We start from the raw sequence: 18,333 nt of genomic DNA on the forward strand, positions 1-18,333 counted from the left end.
GTATCCAATAGGCAGAAAGCTGCTTTTATTATCCATGAATAGACGAGTGATGGTGGCGCAGGACGCACGAGCGTAAAGGAAGAGATACAAGGGGCGGAGAGTCTCTTCGCCCCGTCATCGCATGTCAGCCGGTAAGGCTGCGCGTTACACCTTGACGGTCAACTCATAGCGCAGCCAGTGGTGCAGGGCCTGCACGGTATCAAAGTGCAGATCGGCGCCCCACTGGGCGGGATCTTCCTCATCATTGAGATAGCCCCAGCCAGCGACCGCGGTGCGCATGCCAGCATTGCGGCCCGCTTCGATGTCCCTCACATGATCCCCCACATAGAGGCAGTGAGCCGCCTCGACCCCCAGCTTCTCACAGGCAAAGAACATAGGGGCGGGGTCGGGCTTGCGTACCGGCAGGGTATCGGCACTGACCGTGACGCCGCAGCTGGCAAGCTCTGGCAGGGCCGCCAGCAGCGGCTCAGTGAGAAAGCCCGGCTTGTTGGTGACGATGCCCCAGGGCAGCTGCTTCTCGTCGAGCCACTCGATGAGATCCATCATCCCCTCATAGGGACGGGTACCGACGCAGAGATTGGCCGCGTAGTAGTCGAGCAGGGCATTGCGCAGGCGGGTGGCCCCCAGTTCTTCAAGCAGTTCGTCGCCAAGACCCGCTTTCAGCAGCCCGAGCGCTCCGTGGGAGGTGGTCTGACGAATAATGTCGTCAGAGAGCGGCGCAAAACCTTCGTTTATCAGCACGTGGTTGACGGCGGCACCCAGATCCGGGGCTGTGTCGAGCAGGGTGCCATCCAGATCGAACAGCACGCAACGAAGAGGCTGCAGGTGAGAGGCGCTCATCAACCGTGCTCCGGGCGGACAAACTCCACCATATAGTTGACGTCGACATTCTTGCCGAGCTTGAACTGGTTGGTGAGCGGGGCGTAGTGGACGCCGCTCATGTCCCGCACCAGCAGGCCAGCCGCTTCACCCATGCGACACAGTTCGGCCGGGGTGATGAATTTTTTGTGATCGTGGGTACCCTTGGGCACCATCTTCATCAGGTATTCGGCCCCGATGATCATCATCAGATAGGATTTGGGGTTGCGGTTGATGGTGGAGACGAACACCCGGCCGCCCGGGCGTACCAAGGTGGCGATGGCGCGCAGCACGGAGGCGGGGTCTGGCACATGCTCCAGCATCTCCATGCAGGTGACCACGTCATACTGGCCGGCGGCCTCCAAGGCATGGGCTTCGGCAGTGATCTGGCGATATTCGAGCTCAACACCCTGCTCAAGGGCGTGCAGGCGGGCGACGCCGAGGGGTTCCTTGCCCATGTCGATGCCGGTGACCTTGGCGCCACGGCGGGCCATGCTCTCGGAGAGAATGCCACCACCGCAGCCGATATCGAGAATACGCTTGCCAAACAGACCGCCACTTTTGTCGGTGATCCAGTCAAGGCGTACCGGATTGATTTGATGCAGGGGTTTGAATTCACCTTCCATGTCCCACCAGCGGGAGGCGATGGCTTCAAACTTGGCGATTTCTGTCAGATCGACATTGGCATCACTGTTCATTTTTCGAAGATCCTGTGGCAGGGCGCCCGCTTCTGAGTCATGGGCGCAATCTATTGTCCTGGCGGGCATTATAACGGACGGACTTTGTCACACCAGCCCGATCTGATACCCGATTTGTGGCTTAAGGTATTTGGCTCAGTGTGTTACCATGTCGCGCTGTTTAAGCCAAAGAACAACTAATTAGGGATAAGGCTTTCTATGAGCGATCTGGCCAGAGAGATCACGCCGGTCAACATCGAAGAAGAGCTCAAGAGTTCCTATCTTGATTACGCCATGAGCGTGATCGTAGGACGAGCTCTGCCGGATGTGCGTGATGGCTTGAAACCGGTTCACCGCCGCGTTCTGTTTGCTATGAACGAGTTGGGGAACGACTGGAACAAGCCCTATAAAAAATCGGCCCGTGTGGTCGGTGACGTAATCGGTAAATATCACCCGCACGGCGATAGCGCTGTGTATGACACCATTGTCCGGATGGCGCAGGATTTCTCCATGCGTTACATGCTGGTCGATGGTCAGGGCAACTTCGGTTCAGTCGACGGCGACAGCGCCGCGGCGATGCGTTATACCGAAGTGCGGATGGCCCGCATCTCCCACGAGCTGCTGGCTGATCTGGACAAAGAGACCGTGGACTGGGTGCCGAACTATGACGGCACCGAGATGATCCCGGCGGTCATGCCTACCAAGGTTCCCAACCTGCTGGTCAACGGCTCCTCCGGTATCGCGGTGGGCATGGCGACCAACATTCCGCCTCACAACCTCACCGAGATTGTCAATGGCTGCCTGGCGCTGATCGAAAACGGCGACCTCACCATTGACGAGCTGATGACCTACATCACCGGCCCGGATTTCCCCACTGGTGGCATTATCAACGGGCGTTCCGGCATCGTGCAGGCGTACCGTACCGGTCGTGGCTCCATCTATGTGCGGGCCAAGGCTGAAGTTGAAGTGGACGAGAAGACCAGTCGCGAGACCATCATCGTTCACGAGATCCCCTATCAGGTGAACAAGGCTCGACTGATCGAGAAGATCGCCGAGCTGGTCAAAGACAAAAAGATCGAGGGCATCAGTGCCCTGCGCGATGAGTCTGACAAAGATGGCATGCGCATCGTTATCGAGATCAAGCGCGGCGAGTCCGGCGAGATTGTGCTGAACAATCTCTACAAGCACACCCAGATGCAGACCACGTTCGGCATCAACATGGTGGCGCTCGATAACAACCAGCCCAAGGTGATGAACCTTAAAGAGATCCTGGATGCGTTCCTGCTGCACCGCCGTGAAGTGGTGACTCGCCGGACCGTGTTCGAACTGCGCAAGGCGCGGGATCGGGCGCACATTTTGGAAGGTCTGGCGGTTGCGCTGGCCAACATTGATCCCATCATCGAGCTGATCCGTCACAGCGCGACCCCGGCCGACGCGAAAGCGGGCCTGGTTGCCAAGGGCTGGGAACTCGGCAACGTGGCCGCCATGCTGGAAAAAGCGGGCGACGACGCGGCACGGCCCGAGTGGCTGGAGCCGGAGTTCGGTATCCGTGAAGGTCAATACTTCCTGACCGAACAGCAAGCCCAGGCAATCCTTGACCTGCGTCTGCACAAGCTGACCGGCCTCGAGCACGAGAAGATCCTGGAAGAGTACCAATCTCTGCTGGATCTGATCGCCGAGCTGCTGCACATCCTGGCGAGCCCGGCTCGTCTGATGGAAGTGATCCGCGATGAACTGCTGGCTGTGCGCGAGCAGTATGGCGACGAACGTCGCACCGAGATCAGCATGTCCAGTGCCGAGATCAACATCGAAGATCTGATCACCCCGGAAGACGTGGTGGTTACCCTGTCTCACCAGGGCTATGTGAAGTATCAGCCGCTCTCCGACTACGAGGCCCAGCGCCGCGGTGGTCGTGGCAAGTCGGCCACCCGGATCAAGGAAGAGGACTTTGTGGAGCGTCTGCTGGTGGCCAACACCCACGACACCATTCTGTGCTTCTCCACCCGTGGCAAGGTATACTGGCTCAAGGTTTACCAGCTGCCGGAAGCGTCCCGTGGCGCCCGTGGTCGTCCGATCATCAACCTGCTGCCGCTGGAAGAGGGTGAGCGCATCACCGCTATCCTGCCGGTGAAGGATTATGATGCCGAGAAGTATGTCTTCTTCGCCACCGCCAACGGTACCGTGAAGAAGACCAGCCTCTCCGACTTCAGCCGTCCGCTCTCCTCCGGTATTCGTGCCATCAACCTCAAAGAGGGTGATGAGCTGATCGGGGTGGATATCACCGATGGCAGCAACGAGATCATGCTCTTCTCCGACGCGGGCAAAGTCGTTCGCTTCGCGGAAGGCAGCGGTCGCGCCGATGCGGATGTCAGCGATGACGTTGAAACCGACGACGATGCCGGCAATGACGATGATGGCAGCGACAACGGCGAAGGCACCGAAAGCAAGGGTACCTTCAAGGGCGTGCGTCCCATGGGTCGTACCGCAGCCGGTGTGCGCGGCATCAAGCTGGGCGCCGGTGACAAGGTGGTTTCCCTCATCGTTCCGCGCGGCGAAGGTGCCATCCTCACCGCCACCGAGAACGGTTACGGCAAGCGGACTGCGTTGGCCGAATACCCGACCAAGAGCCGTGGTACCCAGGGCGTTATCTCCATCAAGGTTGATGAGCGCAATGGCAAGGTGATCGATGCGATCCAGGTCGAAGATACCGACCAGATCATGCTGATCACCAACGGCGGCACCCTGGTGCGTACCCGTGTTGCCGAGGTGAGCGTCATTGGCCGTAACACCGGCGGTGTCCGTCTGATCCGTACCGGTGAAGACGAGACCGTGGTTGGCCTGCAGCGCATCGCCGAGAGCGACGAAGACGAGAACGACGCTCTGGCCGTGGACGGTGAGGTATCTGAAGGTACCGATACCGCGACCGGCACTGATGCAGTCGATGCAGGGGAGGCGGGCGACGAGTAAAATCGTCACCTGTTACCCGAGCTACGTCTCTGAGCAAAAAGAGCGACCCTGGTGGTCGCTCTTTTTATTTGTCTGCTTTTTATGACTCTCCGCTGATCTTACGGCTGGCTCACTCCTGCAGCCACATTCTGGCGCTGCGGGCGGGAATGGCGACCCGTACCCACTGGCTCTGCACGTTGATCACGGCGCCTTGGTCGAGCACGTCCCGATAGTTGCGATACCAGTTCATCTCGAACCTGGCGGTATCGAGCCAGTACTCCTGCTCATAGTCGCACTTGTTGATGCCGACCAGCCCCTGTTTGCCCCGTTTGAACAGCACGAAGCAGTCACCGCTGCCGATCAGCTGCATGGGTTGACCCTGCACCGCATTGTGGAAGCGGATCATCCCCTTGAGATCGGCGCGCTGGTAGTAATCCTGCCAGCGCAGTCCATCCTTGGCCTGGGTCTCGCCGTGATCCGAATAGACCAGCGGCGAGCCACCATCGCGGCCGAGCAGGTAGGCGTAGGCCAGCTTCTCATCAGTCTGGCTTAAGATCTGATAGCGGAAGCCGTCGTTGGTGGGGATGTCATGGGTCACGGCAAAGGTGACGGCGCGACTGCCCGGCAGCGCCTGACCATAGGCGCCCGGATCCGCCAGCAGGTTCATGCTGCCACCGTAACTGAACGCACCACGCAGGGAGGCAAACAGCGGAAAGTCATAGGCTCCCTGGCCGCTGCTGTCGAGGTAGGGTTTGAGGAAGCGCTCGTAATCGGTACTGCCAGCACCCCCTGTGGTGATCACCTCGCCAAACACGTGCATCCCCTGTTTGATTTCGGGGGTGAACACGGCATTGATCTGGTAATCGCTCATGTGCTTGACCGCATCGACCCGAAAACCCTTGATCCCCATCCCCTTGAGTGCCTTGAGATAGGCCTGTTGCTGGCTTACCACCCAGTTATTGGGATCCAGATCCGGCAGCCCCTTGTCACCGGCACCACCACAGAGTCGCCAATACTGGACATGACCCGGATCGCTCCAGTCGCTGATGCACCCTTCGGGATGAAAATCCTGACCGGAGAGGAAGTTTTGCCCGAGATCGCCAAACAGTTTCTGGCGCTCGAAATAGGCCGGGTTGCTGGCGTAGCTTTGCAGTAGCTCGTTGCCGGGATAGTTGAGATCGCTGCGTTTCCAGCTTTCGTTGGCCATGTGGTTGAGCACCACATCGGCATAGATGGCGATGCCCCGCGCCTTCATGGCGGCGATCAGCTGCTCGAGATCCTGTTTATTGCCAAGGGGTGAGTCGACAAGACGCAGATCCTGCGGCTGGTAACGGGCCCACCACTCGTTGCCTGATGACTTGAGAGGCGGTGAGATGAGTACCTGTTCGTAACCGGCCGACTTGATAAGGTCGGCTTTGGCGGTCACTTCACTGTACTTCCAGTTGAAGGCGTGCAGTATGACGTCGGCGTGCGCCAAGGGGGCGATCAGCATGCCAGCGATCGCCCATATTCCCGCTGTGTGTTTCATTATTGTGTCCCTGTTTTTATAGATGCCTGAATGGGCAAGCCAGCTTTGGCGGGAACAGGGTGGGCTGCAATCCACAACCTGCAGATTTGTGACCGCTTTCAGGATGATTTCGCCGAATATGTGAACTGTTTCGGCTTTTCCTCGCCACCGCCAGTTGCCTTTTTACAAGTGATTTTTTTGTCATTTCCCTGTCATTCCCAGTCGCTATCCTGCCGGGCGAGTGGTGCGTTGTTGCCATCACCTTCACCGTCAGGAGCTGCATATGACCAGTTGGATCACGTGGGAAATTTGGTGGAGCCGGGTATGGGGCGAGTCAGAGGTGCCGCAGTATAAAGAGGATGAGCACGAAGTGGCTCATGAACCCTCGCGGCTGCCGGTTGAAATGGTGCAACAGGGTCGGGATCAGCGCGCAGGCTAAGGCGTTAGCCCTCTCTTTACCGGGTAGCGCTTTCTTGTCACGACATGGCTACCTCGTTGGAAAATTCTGAAAAGCGGGGTTTCCACAGGATGTGTTGCGGCAGGCCCTCTCTCAACCTCTTGGCACGCCTGATGTGTGAAGGGCGTGAGCAGGGGGATTAGAAGAGCGACAGCTGCTCCCCGGGGCGGATAAACCCATCCAGCCTGAGCTGAATATGGCGTTTGCCCAGATCAAGGCGCTTGCTGATAAGGCGAAAGCGCTGGGCCAGCAGATCGGCAAAGTGCCCCTCACCGCGCATGCGGGTACCGAAGGAGGTACTGTTGAGCCCGCCACCGCGGCTGGCTCGCAACTGATTCAAAATAGCCTCCTTCTGGCCCGAATAGTGGGTATCGAGCCAGTCACCAAATAGCGGCGCCAGCTCGTGGGGCAGGCGCAGCAGGATGTAATCGGCGCAACTGGCGCCTGCCTCGGCAGCCGATTTGATGATCTGCTCCAGCTCCGGTTCATTGAGCCGCGGGATCATGGGGGCGGCCAATACCCCCACCTGTACACCAGCGTTGGCCAGCTTCTCGATCACTTTCAAGCGGCCGGTGCCCGTGCTGGCGCGGGGCTCCAGCTGTCGCCGCAAGGTTTCATTCAAGGTCGTCATCGACACCATCACCTGACACAGTCTCTCTCTGGCCAGCTCGGTCAACAGATCGAGGTCGCGCAAGATCATGGCGCTCTTGGTAATGAGCCCGACCGGATGGCGGTGGGCCAGCATCACTTCCAGCAACTGCCGGGTGAGGCGATAGCGCTGCTCGATGGGTTGATAGGGGTCGGTATTGGCGCCAATGAAGATGGTCTGTGGCTGATAGGCTGGTTTGGCAAACTCCCGGCGCAGCAGGTCGGCTGCATTGCGTTTGGCAAACAGTTTGCTCTCGAAATCGAGGCCAGGGGAGAGCTCCAGATAGGCGTGACTGGGTCTGGCATAGCAGTAGATGCAGCCGTGTTCGCACCCCTGATAGGGGTTGATGGAGCGACCAAAGGGGACATCCGGCGAGCTGTTGTAGCTGATGATGCTGCGTGCATCGATCTCCCGCACCTCGGTGCCAGGCACAGAAGAAGTGAAGGCGGCATCCCAATCGGACGATTGCCAGCCGTCATCGACCGCTTCGACAAGGGGGCCGCTAAAACGGTGATCGATATTGTAGGGGCTGCCTCGTCCTGCCATGGTGTGCACTCATACTGTTTATACATACAGTTATTTTGCAGGTACCCCGGATAAATGACAACAACTGCTGATCGACCGGGTGCAAAAAGGGTTGTCGTAGGGATCTCTTGCTTGATCGCGGCGCTACATTTCGTTTACATAGACGAAATGAGAACTGGATCACGGAAATCATCATGAGCCCCACCACTTCCCGCTGGCTGTTTATCGGTCTGCTTGCCCTTGTTATCTGGCGTCTGCTTCCGCTCTCCACCGAGCAGGAGATGGCTGCTGCCAACCGTGCCTGGCGTACCGGTCACTTTGATGAGGCGACCCGGATCTGGTCGCCACTGGCCGATCAAGGCCAACCTCGGGCGCAAGCCTTGATGGGCTGGAGCCATGAAGTGGGGCAGGGGAGCGAGCAGGATATCCATCAGGCCATCAGCCTCTATCGCCAGTCGGCGCTGGCAGGGGATCCCTTCGGCCAATATCGGCTGGCAGAGCTCTATCTGCACGGTGTCGGGGTCAAGCGAGATCTGCGCCAAGCCTTTCACTGGATGGATCAGGCAGCCCGTAATGGTGACGTCCCGGCCATGCTGAAAGTCGGTGTCCTTCATCTGATGGGGGTCAGCGGCAGGGTCGATCTGCCTCAGGCGAAACAGTGGCTCTATCAGGCGGCACAAAAGGGCAACAAGCTGGCGCTTCAGGTGCTGAAAGAGCTGGCGCTGGCAGAGGAGGGGAGCAGTGACTTTGACTTCAACTGGCAATCCCTGCTTGGCGAATAGTCGGCAGACGACTCATTTGACTATAGAAAATATCTGCAAATCCGATACAGCACGCCCGACTTCTGGTAGCATGGGGCCGTTTTGGCTTGGTTTGTCACGTTAGACATGTGGTTTACGTGTCAGGCCGTCTTCGCAAAGTGCTGTGGAGAACCAGAACATCACCTTTTTGAATCTCTTTTCCATCCCGCATGTGACCTTTGGTAGGGGTCACCACTGTATAAGGAAACACATAATGCCAATCATTACTCTGCCTGACGGCAGCCAACGTCAATTTGCCCACTCTGTTTCCGTCATGGATGTGGCTGCGGACATCGGTCCCGGTCTCGCCAAGGCGTGCATTGCCGGTCGGGTAAACGGTGAACTGGTGGATGCGTGCGAGCTGATCGAAGCCGATGCAGCGCTGGCCATCATCACCGCCAAAGACGAAGAAGGTCTGGACATCCTGCGCCACTCCTGCGCCCACTTGCTGGGTCATGCTATCAAGCAACTCTGGCCCCAGACCAAGATGGCCATCGGTCCTGTCATCGACAACGGCTTCTACTATGACGTTGATCTTGACCGTACCCTGACCGATGAAGATCTGGCTGCCCTGGAAGAGCGCATGCTGGCGCTGGTAGCCAAGGATTACGACGTCATCAAGAAGAAAGTCTCCTGGCAAGAAGCGCGCGATGTATTCGAGGCGCGCGGCGAGTCTTACAAAGTCGAAATCCTGGATCAGAACATTGCCCGTGATGACCAGCCAGGTCTCTATCATCACGAAGAGTACATCGACATGTGTCGCGGCCCGCACGTGCCCAACATGCGTCACTGCCACCACTTCAAGTTGCTGAAGATGTCCGGCGCCTACTGGCGTGGCGACTCCAACAACAAGATGCTTCAGCGTATCTACGGTACTGCCTGGGCTGACAAGAAGCAGCTCAAGGCGTATCTGCAGCGTCTGGAAGAGGCCGCCAAGCGCGACCACCGCAAGATCGGCAAGCAGCTCGACCTGTATCACATGCAGGAAGAGGCGCCGGGCATGGTGTTCTGGCACAACGATGGCTGGACCATCTTCCGCGAGCTGGAAACCTTTATCCGCGGCAAGCTCAAAGAGTACGACTATCAGGAAGTGAAAGGTCCGTTCATGATGGACCGCGTCCTGTGGGAGCGTTCAGGTCACTGGGAGAAATACGCCCAGGCCATGTTCACTACCCAGTCCGAAAACCGCGAGTACGCCATCAAGCCGATGAACTGCCCGGGTCACGTCCAGATCTTCAACCAGGGTCTGAAGTCCTACCGCGATCTGCCGCTGCGTATGGCCGAGTTTGGTTCCTGCCACCGCAACGAGCCGTCCGGTTCCCTGCACGGGCTGATGCGGGTGCGCGGCTTCACTCAGGATGACGCTCACATCTTCTGTACCGAAGAGCAGATCATGGAAGAGGTCTCCGGCTGTATTCGTATGGTCTATGACGTCTACGGTACCTTTGGCTTCGAGAATATCGTGGTCAAGCTATCCACTCGTCCCGAGCAGCGTATCGGCTCCGACGAGATGTGGGATCGCGCCGAGAAAGCCCTGGCCGAAGCGCTGGAACTCAACGGTCTGAAGTACGATCTGCAGCCGGGTGAAGGGGCGTTCTACGGTCCCAAAATTGAATTTACCCTGCACGATTGCCTTGATCGTGCGTGGCAATGTGGTACCGTGCAGCTCGACTTTGCCCTGCCTGGTCGTCTGGGTGCCACTTATGTGGGCGAAAACAACGATCGCCATGTACCTGTGATGATCCACCGGGCCATCCTGGGTTCTATCGAGCGTTTCATCGGTATTCTGACTGAAGAGTACGCCGGTCTGTTCCCGACCTGGTTGGCACCGACTCAGGCTGTGGTCATGAATATCACGGACAATCAGGCCGATTATGCGGTGAAAGTAGCCAAAGCATTGAATGATGCGGGCCTTCGCGCAAAAGCGGACTTGAGAAATGAGAAGATTGGCTTTAAAATCCGCGAGCATACTTTGAAGCGAGTACCTTTCATGCTGGTCTGCGGCGATAAAGAAGTTGAAGCCAGTAAGATTGCAGTACGGACTCGTAAAGGGGCTGACCTGGGCACTTATCCTGTTGAAGAGTTCATCGCTCTGTTGACCCAGGAAGTTCAGACCCGCGGACAAAAGAAAGTGGAGGAATAAGCTATAAAAGGCGGAAAAAAACTGGGCAAGCAACCGCAAGCCCGCGCTCACCGGATCAATGAAGAGATCCGTCTGAAAGAAGTTCGTCTGACTGGTCTGGATGGTGAAGCCATTGGTATTACCTCCATTCAGGATGCTCTGAACTTGGCCGCAGAGGCCGGAGTTGATCTGGTAGAGATCAGTCCAAATGCTGAGCCGCCCGTTTGCCGGATCATGGATTACGGCAAATTCCTCTACGAAAAGAGCAAAACAACCAAAGAACAGAAGAAAAAGCAGAAAGTCGTCCAGGTCAAGGAAATCAAATTCCGTCCTGGCACTGACGAAGGCGACTATCAGGTAAAACTACGCAACCTGGTTCGCTTTCTGGAAGACGGGGACAAGGCTAAGGTCACCCTGCGCTTCCGTGGTCGTGAAATGGCCCACCAGGATCTTGGTATCAAGGTTCTGGAGCGCGTCAAGAACGATCTGGAAGAGTTGGCCGTAGTCGAGTCGTTCCCGAAAGTCGAAGGCCGTCAAGCTGTGATGGTCCTCGCACCTAAGAAGAAATCTTAAGGCCCACAAGAAATTGACTCATGGGGCTCGCTCCATGAGTCGGTTCGCCTTGCGATTTTGTTGTCACTCACAATGCGGAGTATGAAATGCCGAAGATGAAAACCAACCGGGGTGCTGCAAAGCGCTTCAAGAAGACTGGCTCGGGTCGCTTCAAGTGCAAGCACAACCACCTGCGTCACATCCTGACCAAGAAGAGCAGCAAGCGTAAGCGTCAGCTGGGACCGAAATTCATGGTTTCTGCTGCCGACCACAAACGTGTTGTCGCTTGTCTGCCGTACGCATAAGGGGGGATGTGAAAAATGCCAAGAGTTAAACGTGGTGTGACTGCTCGAGCTCGTCACAAGAAAGTAATGAAAGCCGCCAAAGGTTACTACGGCGCCCGTTCCCGTGTTTACCGCGTAGCGGTACAAGCGGTAACCAAAGCTGGTCAGTATGCCTACCGTGACCGTCGCCAGAAAAAGCGTCAGTTCCGTCAGCTGTGGATTGCGCGTATCAACGCTGCAGCCCGTCAGAACGGTCTGTCCTACAGCCGTCTGATCAACGGTCTGAAGAAGGCTTCTATCGAGATCGATCGCAAGATCCTGTCCGATATTGCTGTTCACGACAAAATGGCTTTCACCGCCCTGGTTGAAAAAGCTAAAGCAGCTCTGGTTTAATCCAGTTCTGTTATAAACGCTAAAAGGAGGCTCAGGCCTCCTTTTTTGTATCTATAACCATCAGTTTTGCATCACTATTTCCTTTCTCTCATCCACGTTTTGTTCGCTTTTTGCACGAGTTATAGATTTTTCTACATACAAAGCGATATGTGCGAGATGACCTGTTCTACAACTGGTTTATATGCCAACAAACTAGATGTTTGTTCTAATATTTCAGGAGTGGCGGTGAGTCGATGAGACTCGCTTGATATAACAAAATGATTTGTAGGGAGAAAAGCCCACCTTAACTATGGTCAGCGAAGGGGCTTTTTTTGTATTATTCCACTCTTGACCTTATTTAGCCTAAAGGCTCCTGTACCGGGAGTGGTGACGAGGAAGACATGCAACAGCTTGAAGAAGTAGTCGGCCAAGCCAGAGCCGAAATTGAGGGCGTGAGCGATATCGCTACCCTCGACGAAATCCGGGTCAAATATCTGGGTAAAAAAGGCTTTTTTACCGAGCAGATGAAGGGCCTGGGTGCCTTGTCTGCCGAAGAGCGTCCTGCCGCGGGCGCCGTGATCAACCAGGCCAAACAGCAGGTTCAGGATGCGCTGAACGAGCGTCGTGAAGCGCTCGAAATCGCCGTGCTGAATCAGAAGCTGGCTGCCGAAACCATCGACGTCAGCCTGCCGGGCCGTCGCATCGAGAATGGTGGTCTGCATCCGGTGACCCGCACCATCGAGCGCATCGAGCGCCTGTTTGGCGAGATGGGCTTCAAGGTTGCTCGTGGTCCCGAGATTGAAGATGGCTTCCACAACTTCGATGCGCTGAATATTCCGGCTCACCACCCGGCGCGTACCGATCACGATACCTTCTACTTCAATCCTGATCTGATGCTGCGTACCCACACCTCCGGTGTGCAGATCCGCACCATGCAGCAGCAACAGCCGCCGATCCGCATCATTGCACCGGGCCGCGTCTATCGTAACGACTACGACATGACCCACACCCCGATGTTCCATCAGGTTGAAGGTCTGCTGGTTGACGAGCATGCCAGCTTTACCGAGCTGAAGGGCATTCTGCACGACTTCCTGCGTAACTACTTCGAGGAAGACCTGACCATTCGCTTCCGTCCTTCCTACTTCCCGTTCACCGAGCCGAGCGCCGAAGTGGACGTGATGGGCAAGAACGGCAAGTGGCTGGAAGTGCTGGGCTGCGGCATGGTGCACCCGAACGTACTGCGTTCGGTCGGCATCGATCCGGAAAAATACTCCGGCTTTGCCTTCGGCATGGGCGTTGAGCGCCTGACCATGCTGCGTTACGGGGTCAACGACCTGCGTGCCTTCTTCGAAAACGACCTGCGCTTCCTCAAGCAGTTCAAGTAAGGGCGAGAGAACATGAAATTCAGTAAATCCTGGGTGATGGAGTGGGTCCGCACCGAGTTGAGTGACAACGCACTGGCCGAGCAGATCACCATGGCCGGTCTGGAAGTGGACGCCGTGGAAGCGGTTGCCGGCCAGTTCAACAATGTGGTGGTGGGTGAAGTGGTCGAGTGCGCCCAGCATCCGGACGCCGACAAGCTGCGGGTGACCAAGGTCAACGTGGGTGAAGCCGAGCTGCTGGACATCGTCTGTGGCGCGCCGAACTGCCGTCAGGGCTTGAAAGTGTGTGTGGCCAAAGTAGGGGCGACCCTGCCGGGTGATTTCACCATCAAGAAAGCCAAGCTGCGTGGCCAGCCGTCTCACGGCATGCTCTGCTCTTTCAGCGAGCTGGGTATCGACGTTGAAGCCGATGGCATTATCGAGCTGCCGGCCGATGCCCCCATCGGTACCGATATTCGTGACTACCTCAATCTGAACGACGTCTCCATCGATGTGGATCTGACTCCGAACCGTGCCGATTGCCTCGGTATCGCCGGTCTGGCCCGAGAAATCGGCGTGCTCAACAGCGTGGACGTGGTCGAGCCGACCTGGGCACCAGCTGTTGCCACCATTGATGCAACTTTTCCGATCCGGGTTGAAGCGCCGGCTGATTGCCCCCGTTATCTGGGCCGCGTCATCAAGGGGCTGAACTTGCAGGCCCAGAGCCCGCTCTGGATGCAAGAGAAGCTGCGCCGTGGCGGCATTCGTTCCATCGACGCCATTGTCGACATCACCAACTACCTGCTGCTGGAATACGGTCAGCCGATGCACGCCTTCGATCTGGCTACCCTAGAAGGGGAACTGGTGGTGCGTCGTGCCCACGCCGATGAGCCGATGACCCTGCTCGATGGCAACGAAGTGAAGCTCAAAGAGACCACCCTGGTGATTGCCGATGCCAAAGGTCCTGCCTGCATGGCCGGTATCTTCGGCGGCAACCGCACCGGTGTTTCCGAGACCACCACCGACATCCTGCTGGAGTGCGCCTTCTTTGCGCCGCTCTCCATCACTGGCCGTGCCCGTGCTTACGGTCTGCACACCGACTCCTCCCACCGCTTCGAGCGCGGGGTGGATCCGCAGCTGCAAGCCAAGGTGATGGACCGTGCAACTCGCCTGCTGCTGGACATCTGCGGCGGCGAAGCGGGTCCGGTCATCGAGGTCAAATCCGATGCCCATCTGCCGAAAGCGGCACCCATCAAGCTGCGTCGGACCAAGCTCGACAAAGTGATCGGTATCAGTGTGGCTGATGCGCAGGTGGTCGAGATCCTGACTCGCCTCGGCATGCAGGTGACTGTGGATGCTGACGGTTGGACTGCGCTGGCACCCTCCTGGCGTTTCGATATCGCCATCGAGGAAGACCTCATCGAGGAAGTGGCTCGCATCTACGGCTACAACAACATCCCGAACCTGAAACCCGCTGCCTCCTTGGCGATGGTGGAGCAGGCAGAAGGGCAGGTGACCCTGAAGCGCGTGCGCGACCTGCTGGTTGACCGCGGTTTTCAGGAAGCGATCACCTACAGCTTCGTCGATCCCAAGACCCAGCAAACCCTGTTCCCGCAGAGCGATGCCATCGTACTGCCGAACCCGATCTCGGTCGAGATGTCCGCCATGCGTGTCTCTCTGTTCCCGGGTCTGGTGCAGGCTGTTGTTTACAACCAGAACCGTCAGCAGCCGCGCGTGCGTCTGTTCGAGCAGGGTCTGCGTTTCATCAAGGATGAAAGCGCCGAGAATGGCATCCGTCAGGAGCCGATGCTGGCCGGTATCATCACTGGCAACCAGAGCGACGAGCACTGGGACATCAAAACCCGTGCAGCCGACTTCTTTGATTTGAAAGGGGATCTGGAAGCGGTGCTGGACTTGACCGCCGAAGGGGCCACCTTTACCTTCGAGCGCACCGAGCACAGCGCCCTGCACCCGGGCCAGAGCGCAGCCATCCTGCGTAATGGCGAGATCATCGGCCACATCGGCGTGATCCACCCGAGCCTCGAGAAGAAGCTGGGCCTCAAGAGCCGCGCGGTGATGTTTGAGCTGGAGCTGGACAAGCTGACCCCGGCCAAGGTGCCTGTGGCAGCCGAAGTTTCCAAGTTCCCGGCGAACCGTCGCGACATCGCCGTCGTGGTCGATCGTCAGGTTCTGGCAGGTGATGTGCTTGCAGTAATTAAAAAAGTTGGCGGAAATCAGGTAGTTGGAATAAACTTGTTTGACGTATACCAGGGTGCTGGTATGGCAGAGGACAAGAAGAGCCTGGCCATCAGTCTTGTATTGCAAGACACCCAGCGCACCCTGGAGGAGAAAGAGATTGCCGAGACCGTAGACAATGTCGTGCGGGCCCTTGGTGAAGAGTTGAATGCATCCTTGAGGGATTGATCTATGGCGCTTACCAAAGCCGACATTGCAGAGCACCTGTTCACCCAGCTCGGGATGAGCAAGCGTGAAGCCAAAGATATGGTGGAAGCCTTCTTTGAGGAAATCCGACAGGCGCTTGAGCGTGGTGAACAAGTCAAGATTTCAGGCTTCGGTAACTTTGACCTTCGTGAGAAGAATCAGCGTCCCGGACGCAACCCCAAGACGGGCGAGGATATTCCTATCAGCGCCCGCCGCGTGGTGACCTTCCGGCCTGGCCAGAAGCTCAAGGCCAGGGTAGAACATGTTGAACCCAACGAGTGATAAAAAGCCAGGCAGATGCCTGGCTTTTGTTTTCAGATGACAAAATTCCCCGTTTTTCTTCTGGGTGCCGTGCTGGCACTGCCATTGCACGCCAAGCCTTTGCAGACAACAGTGCTGCCGTTGGCGCCGGCGACCCAAGCTTATGTAAATTCACTGAGCCAGCTTTCGCTCTGCTATCCTGCGACGCTTCCTCCACCATACCTGATGGCCGAGGGGGGACTGCTCAAGGATCGCCTCGCCCGGTTGCAGGAGCTGTTCCCGATTCCGCTGGTGCTCAAAGAGTTGCCCGATTGGCAGACATTGCGCAACGGGCTCGCAGAGGGGGAATGCGACATCATTCCCTATGTCGGAACCCGCAAGAAGGCCGTGGAGGGCATGCGGTTAAGTCGTCCGATGATGGAGACAGATGCCGCCATCCTCTACAAGGGTGAAAATCTCAAACAGGCCCGCTTTCTGGTCTACTCGGTGGCAGACTCAGCCCGCCTGTTGCACGAGCTCTATCCCCAGGCGCGCATTATTTCCCTAAAAAGCGGAGAGAAGGTCTACGACGCGCTGCAGAGTGGCAAGGGTGATGCCTATCTGGGGGACTATCTGCAACTGCGCTATCTGATGCGCGAGTTTCCGGCCGATGGTTTGCGTCTGCGCCGCCTGTTTGGTGAGGATCGGATTATCAGCTATCGCCTGATGATGCGTGATCAGCCTGAGTTGGCCAATCTGGTGGACACCCTGATCCGTCATATGCCCGCCGGTACTATCTATACCGATCTGGCTCGCTATCTCGATCAGGGGTCGCTATATGTCAACCAGCCCCACTTCAGCGATACCGAGCAGGCCTGGTTATCCGGCCGCGGTCGCACCATTCGCCTGGTGGTCAATCCCGAGTTGATGCCCTATAGCGGCGTCAATGATCTGGGGGAGCCGAAGGGGTGGAGCGCGGATGTGTTGCGCTGGGTCACCCAGGAGACCGGCCTGAAATACAAGCTGGTGCCTGCCGCCAGCAAGGCGGAGGCCGTAGAAAAGCTGCGTCGTGGTGAGGCGGATATGATGGCCGGCTTGCCGGAATCCCCGGCATTGACGGATCAGTTCATTTTCAGTCGGACGATCTCCACCAACCGGTTTGCCTTGATCAGCAAGCGCAAGTTGGCTGCCGATCGCATCACCCAACTCAAGCGGCAGCGTATTCTGGTGCCGGAATCCCTCTACGATCCCTCCTTGCTCGCCCTGCTCGGTGATCAGGAGTGGGTTCGCACCGACGGCCTCGAGCAGGGGCTTGCCGCGATCAAACAGGGCAAGGCAGACGCCATGCTGAGCGAGCTATATCAGCTGCAATATCCCCAGCGTACCAACTTGCTGGAAGGGCTCGATATTGAGGAGCTGGAAGATCGCTTCAGCCTTGGCTTTGCCATCAACAAGAGTCAGACCGAACTGGCCGGGGTGATGGATCGCAACCTGATGGCGCTGACCAGCACCCAGATTGACGAACTTAACCAGCGCTGGCGCCGCTTGCTCGTCGTGCAGCAGCCCGGCGTGAGCTATGCCGCCTGGTTTGGCTCCATCGCCATGGCACTGCTGATCAGCAGCATTGTCATCGGCGGGATCTGGCGGTCTCGTCAGCAACTGGCACGGGAAGTCGCCCAGCGTCACGCCGCCGAGAAGGCGCTGGCCATCGAGAGCGAACTGCGGGAAACCATGTTTCAGGCGTTGCCGGTGCCCGTCTATCTGCGCAACAGCCAGGGCAAGGTGATCAAATCCAATAAACAGGGGCGACGTCTGGCCCTGCGCTACTCGCAGCAGTTGATGCTGCCGCCGGTTCAGTCCCAAAAAAGTGAAGGAGAGCTGGTGCTGGGGGATCAGGTCTTCGCCTATGTCCAGCATCCGCTGCGACTGGACAAGCAAGCACCTGCCACCGATCTCATCGCCCTGTCGGATATCAGTGTGCTGCGTGAGCAGGCCCGTTTTTTGCGTCAGGCAGAGCGCCGCCTGCGCGCCCTGACCAATACCGTTCCCGGCGTGGTGCTGCAGTTTATGTTCGAGCGGGGACGGGTGGGGGGTATCGAGTTTATCAGCCGGGGCTGTTACGAGCTGCTGGGGCTGGCGAGCCAGCAGATCCGTCGTGAGCCCAAACGGGTGCTCACTATGCTGGAGCGCGAGGATCGCCGTCGGGTACGCAGTGAGATGTTCGCCATGTTGCAGGCTGGCAAACCCTTCGCATTCACCATGCGCTACCACCATCCGACCAAGGGTCTGCGCTGGTTGCAGCTCTATGGCCGTGGCCGCAGTCAGCCGCAGGGGTGGCGAATTTATGCGGTGATGCAGGATGCCACTGCCCGGGTCGAGCAGGATCAGGCATTGCAGCACTCCCATGAGCAGGCGCAACAGGCAGTTCTAGCCAAGGGGCGCTTTTTGGCCGCCATCAGCCACGAGATCCGCACGCCGATGAACGCCATGCTCGGCTTGCTGGAGTGGCTGGCCAGTACTCCTTTGTCGAGAGAGCAAGAC

At 57.7% G+C, this 18,333-nt stretch carries 15 protein-coding genes; 11 read left to right on the top strand and 4 right to left on the bottom strand.

Annotation, left to right across the window (positions count from 1 at the left end; all coding sequences use genetic code 11):
• Positions 1 to 144 precede the first annotated feature (144 nt).
• Together AACS18_RS10745 and ubiG are read right to left on the bottom strand one after the other, a co-directional pair.
• Positions 145 to 840: an HAD family hydrolase gene (locus AACS18_RS10745; RefSeq protein WP_108612304.1), complete on the bottom strand. Its 696-nt coding sequence runs from the start codon at positions 838 to 840 to the stop codon at positions 145 to 147.
• Positions 840 to 1,556: a bifunctional 2-polyprenyl-6-hydroxyphenol methylase/3-demethylubiquinol 3-O-methyltransferase UbiG gene (ubiG, locus tag AACS18_RS10750; RefSeq protein WP_108612305.1), complete on the bottom strand. Its 717-nt coding sequence runs from the start codon at positions 1,554 to 1,556 to the stop codon at positions 840 to 842. The genes AACS18_RS10745 and ubiG overlap by 1 nt, the downstream gene beginning before the upstream one ends.
• 198 nt (positions 1,557 to 1,754) lie before the next feature.
• Here ubiG and gyrA point away from each other — a divergent pair, with 198 nt between their 5' ends.
• Positions 1,755 to 4,502 (top strand): DNA topoisomerase (ATP-hydrolyzing) subunit A, encoded by a 2,748-nt coding sequence (gene gyrA, locus AACS18_RS10755; protein ID WP_108612306.1) that lies wholly within the window; start codon positions 1,755 to 1,757, stop codon positions 4,500 to 4,502.
• A 109-nt stretch (positions 4,503 to 4,611) separates the two neighbouring features.
• On the opposite strand, the gene AACS18_RS10760 is transcribed toward gyrA, so the two are convergent.
• Positions 4,612 to 6,009, bottom strand: a complete 1,398-nt coding sequence (locus AACS18_RS10760; RefSeq protein WP_181363261.1) for an alpha-amylase family protein — start codon at positions 6,007 to 6,009, stop codon at positions 4,612 to 4,614.
• Positions 6,010 to 6,271: 262 nt separating this feature from the next.
• Between AACS18_RS10760 and AACS18_RS10765 the strand changes: the two genes are divergently transcribed.
• On the top strand, positions 6,272 to 6,427 hold the full coding sequence (locus tag AACS18_RS10765) for a hypothetical protein (RefSeq protein ID WP_162895351.1): 156 nt from the start codon (positions 6,272 to 6,274) through the stop codon (positions 6,425 to 6,427).
• A gap of 157 nt (positions 6,428 to 6,584) precedes the next feature.
• Here AACS18_RS10765 and AACS18_RS10770 read toward each other — a convergent pair whose 3' ends face one another.
• Positions 6,585 to 7,640 carry a PA0069 family radical SAM protein gene (locus AACS18_RS10770; RefSeq protein WP_108612308.1) on the bottom strand — a complete coding sequence of 352 codons (1,056 nt, stop codon included), beginning with the start codon at positions 7,638 to 7,640 and terminating at the stop codon, positions 6,585 to 6,587.
• Positions 7,641 to 7,813: 173 nt separating this feature from the next.
• Between AACS18_RS10770 and AACS18_RS10775 the strand changes: the two genes are divergently transcribed.
• From AACS18_RS10775 to AACS18_RS10815, 9 genes are all read left to right on the top strand, one after another.
• Positions 7,814 to 8,401, top strand: coding sequence for a tetratricopeptide repeat protein (locus tag AACS18_RS10775; RefSeq protein WP_181363262.1), 588 nt, complete (start codon positions 7,814 to 7,816; stop codon positions 8,399 to 8,401).
• Positions 8,402 to 8,633: 232 nt separating this feature from the next.
• Positions 8,634 to 10,562, top strand: a complete 1,929-nt coding sequence (gene thrS, locus AACS18_RS10780; protein WP_108612310.1) for a threonine--tRNA ligase — start codon at positions 8,634 to 8,636, stop codon at positions 10,560 to 10,562.
• Between the two features lie 21 nt (positions 10,563 to 10,583).
• On the top strand, positions 10,584 to 11,114 hold the full coding sequence (gene infC / locus AACS18_RS10785; protein ID WP_196783562.1) for a translation initiation factor IF-3: 531 nt from the start codon (positions 10,584 to 10,586) through the stop codon (positions 11,112 to 11,114).
• A gap of 86 nt (positions 11,115 to 11,200) precedes the next feature.
• On the top strand, positions 11,201 to 11,398 hold the full coding sequence (rpmI, locus tag AACS18_RS10790) for a 50S ribosomal protein L35 (protein WP_005336688.1): 198 nt from the start codon (positions 11,201 to 11,203) through the stop codon (positions 11,396 to 11,398).
• 15 nt (positions 11,399 to 11,413) lie between these two features.
• On the top strand, positions 11,414 to 11,770 hold the full coding sequence (rplT, locus tag AACS18_RS10795) for a 50S ribosomal protein L20 (RefSeq protein ID WP_005336687.1): 357 nt from the start codon (positions 11,414 to 11,416) through the stop codon (positions 11,768 to 11,770).
• Positions 11,771 to 12,150: 380 nt separating this feature from the next.
• Positions 12,151 to 13,134: a phenylalanine--tRNA ligase subunit alpha gene (gene pheS / locus AACS18_RS10800; RefSeq protein WP_108612311.1), complete on the top strand. Its 984-nt coding sequence runs from the start codon at positions 12,151 to 12,153 to the stop codon at positions 13,132 to 13,134.
• A gap of 12 nt (positions 13,135 to 13,146) precedes the next feature.
• Entirely contained in the window at positions 13,147 to 15,534 is a 2,388-nt protein-coding gene (gene pheT, locus AACS18_RS10805) for a phenylalanine--tRNA ligase subunit beta (RefSeq protein WP_108612312.1), read from the top strand.
• 3 nt (positions 15,535 to 15,537) lie between these two features.
• Positions 15,538 to 15,834: an integration host factor subunit alpha gene (gene ihfA, locus AACS18_RS10810; RefSeq protein WP_108612313.1), complete on the top strand. Its 297-nt coding sequence runs from the start codon at positions 15,538 to 15,540 to the stop codon at positions 15,832 to 15,834.
• A gap of 15 nt (positions 15,835 to 15,849) precedes the next feature.
• Positions 15,850 to 18,333: transporter substrate-binding domain-containing protein (locus tag AACS18_RS10815; protein ID WP_146184756.1), on the top strand; the 2,484-nt coding region annotated here is incomplete at its 3' end.

The sequence above is a fragment of the Aeromonas sp. HMWF015 genome (genome assembly GCF_963878965.1).
Classification (GTDB): domain Bacteria; phylum Pseudomonadota; class Gammaproteobacteria; order Enterobacterales; family Aeromonadaceae; genus Aeromonas; species Aeromonas veronii.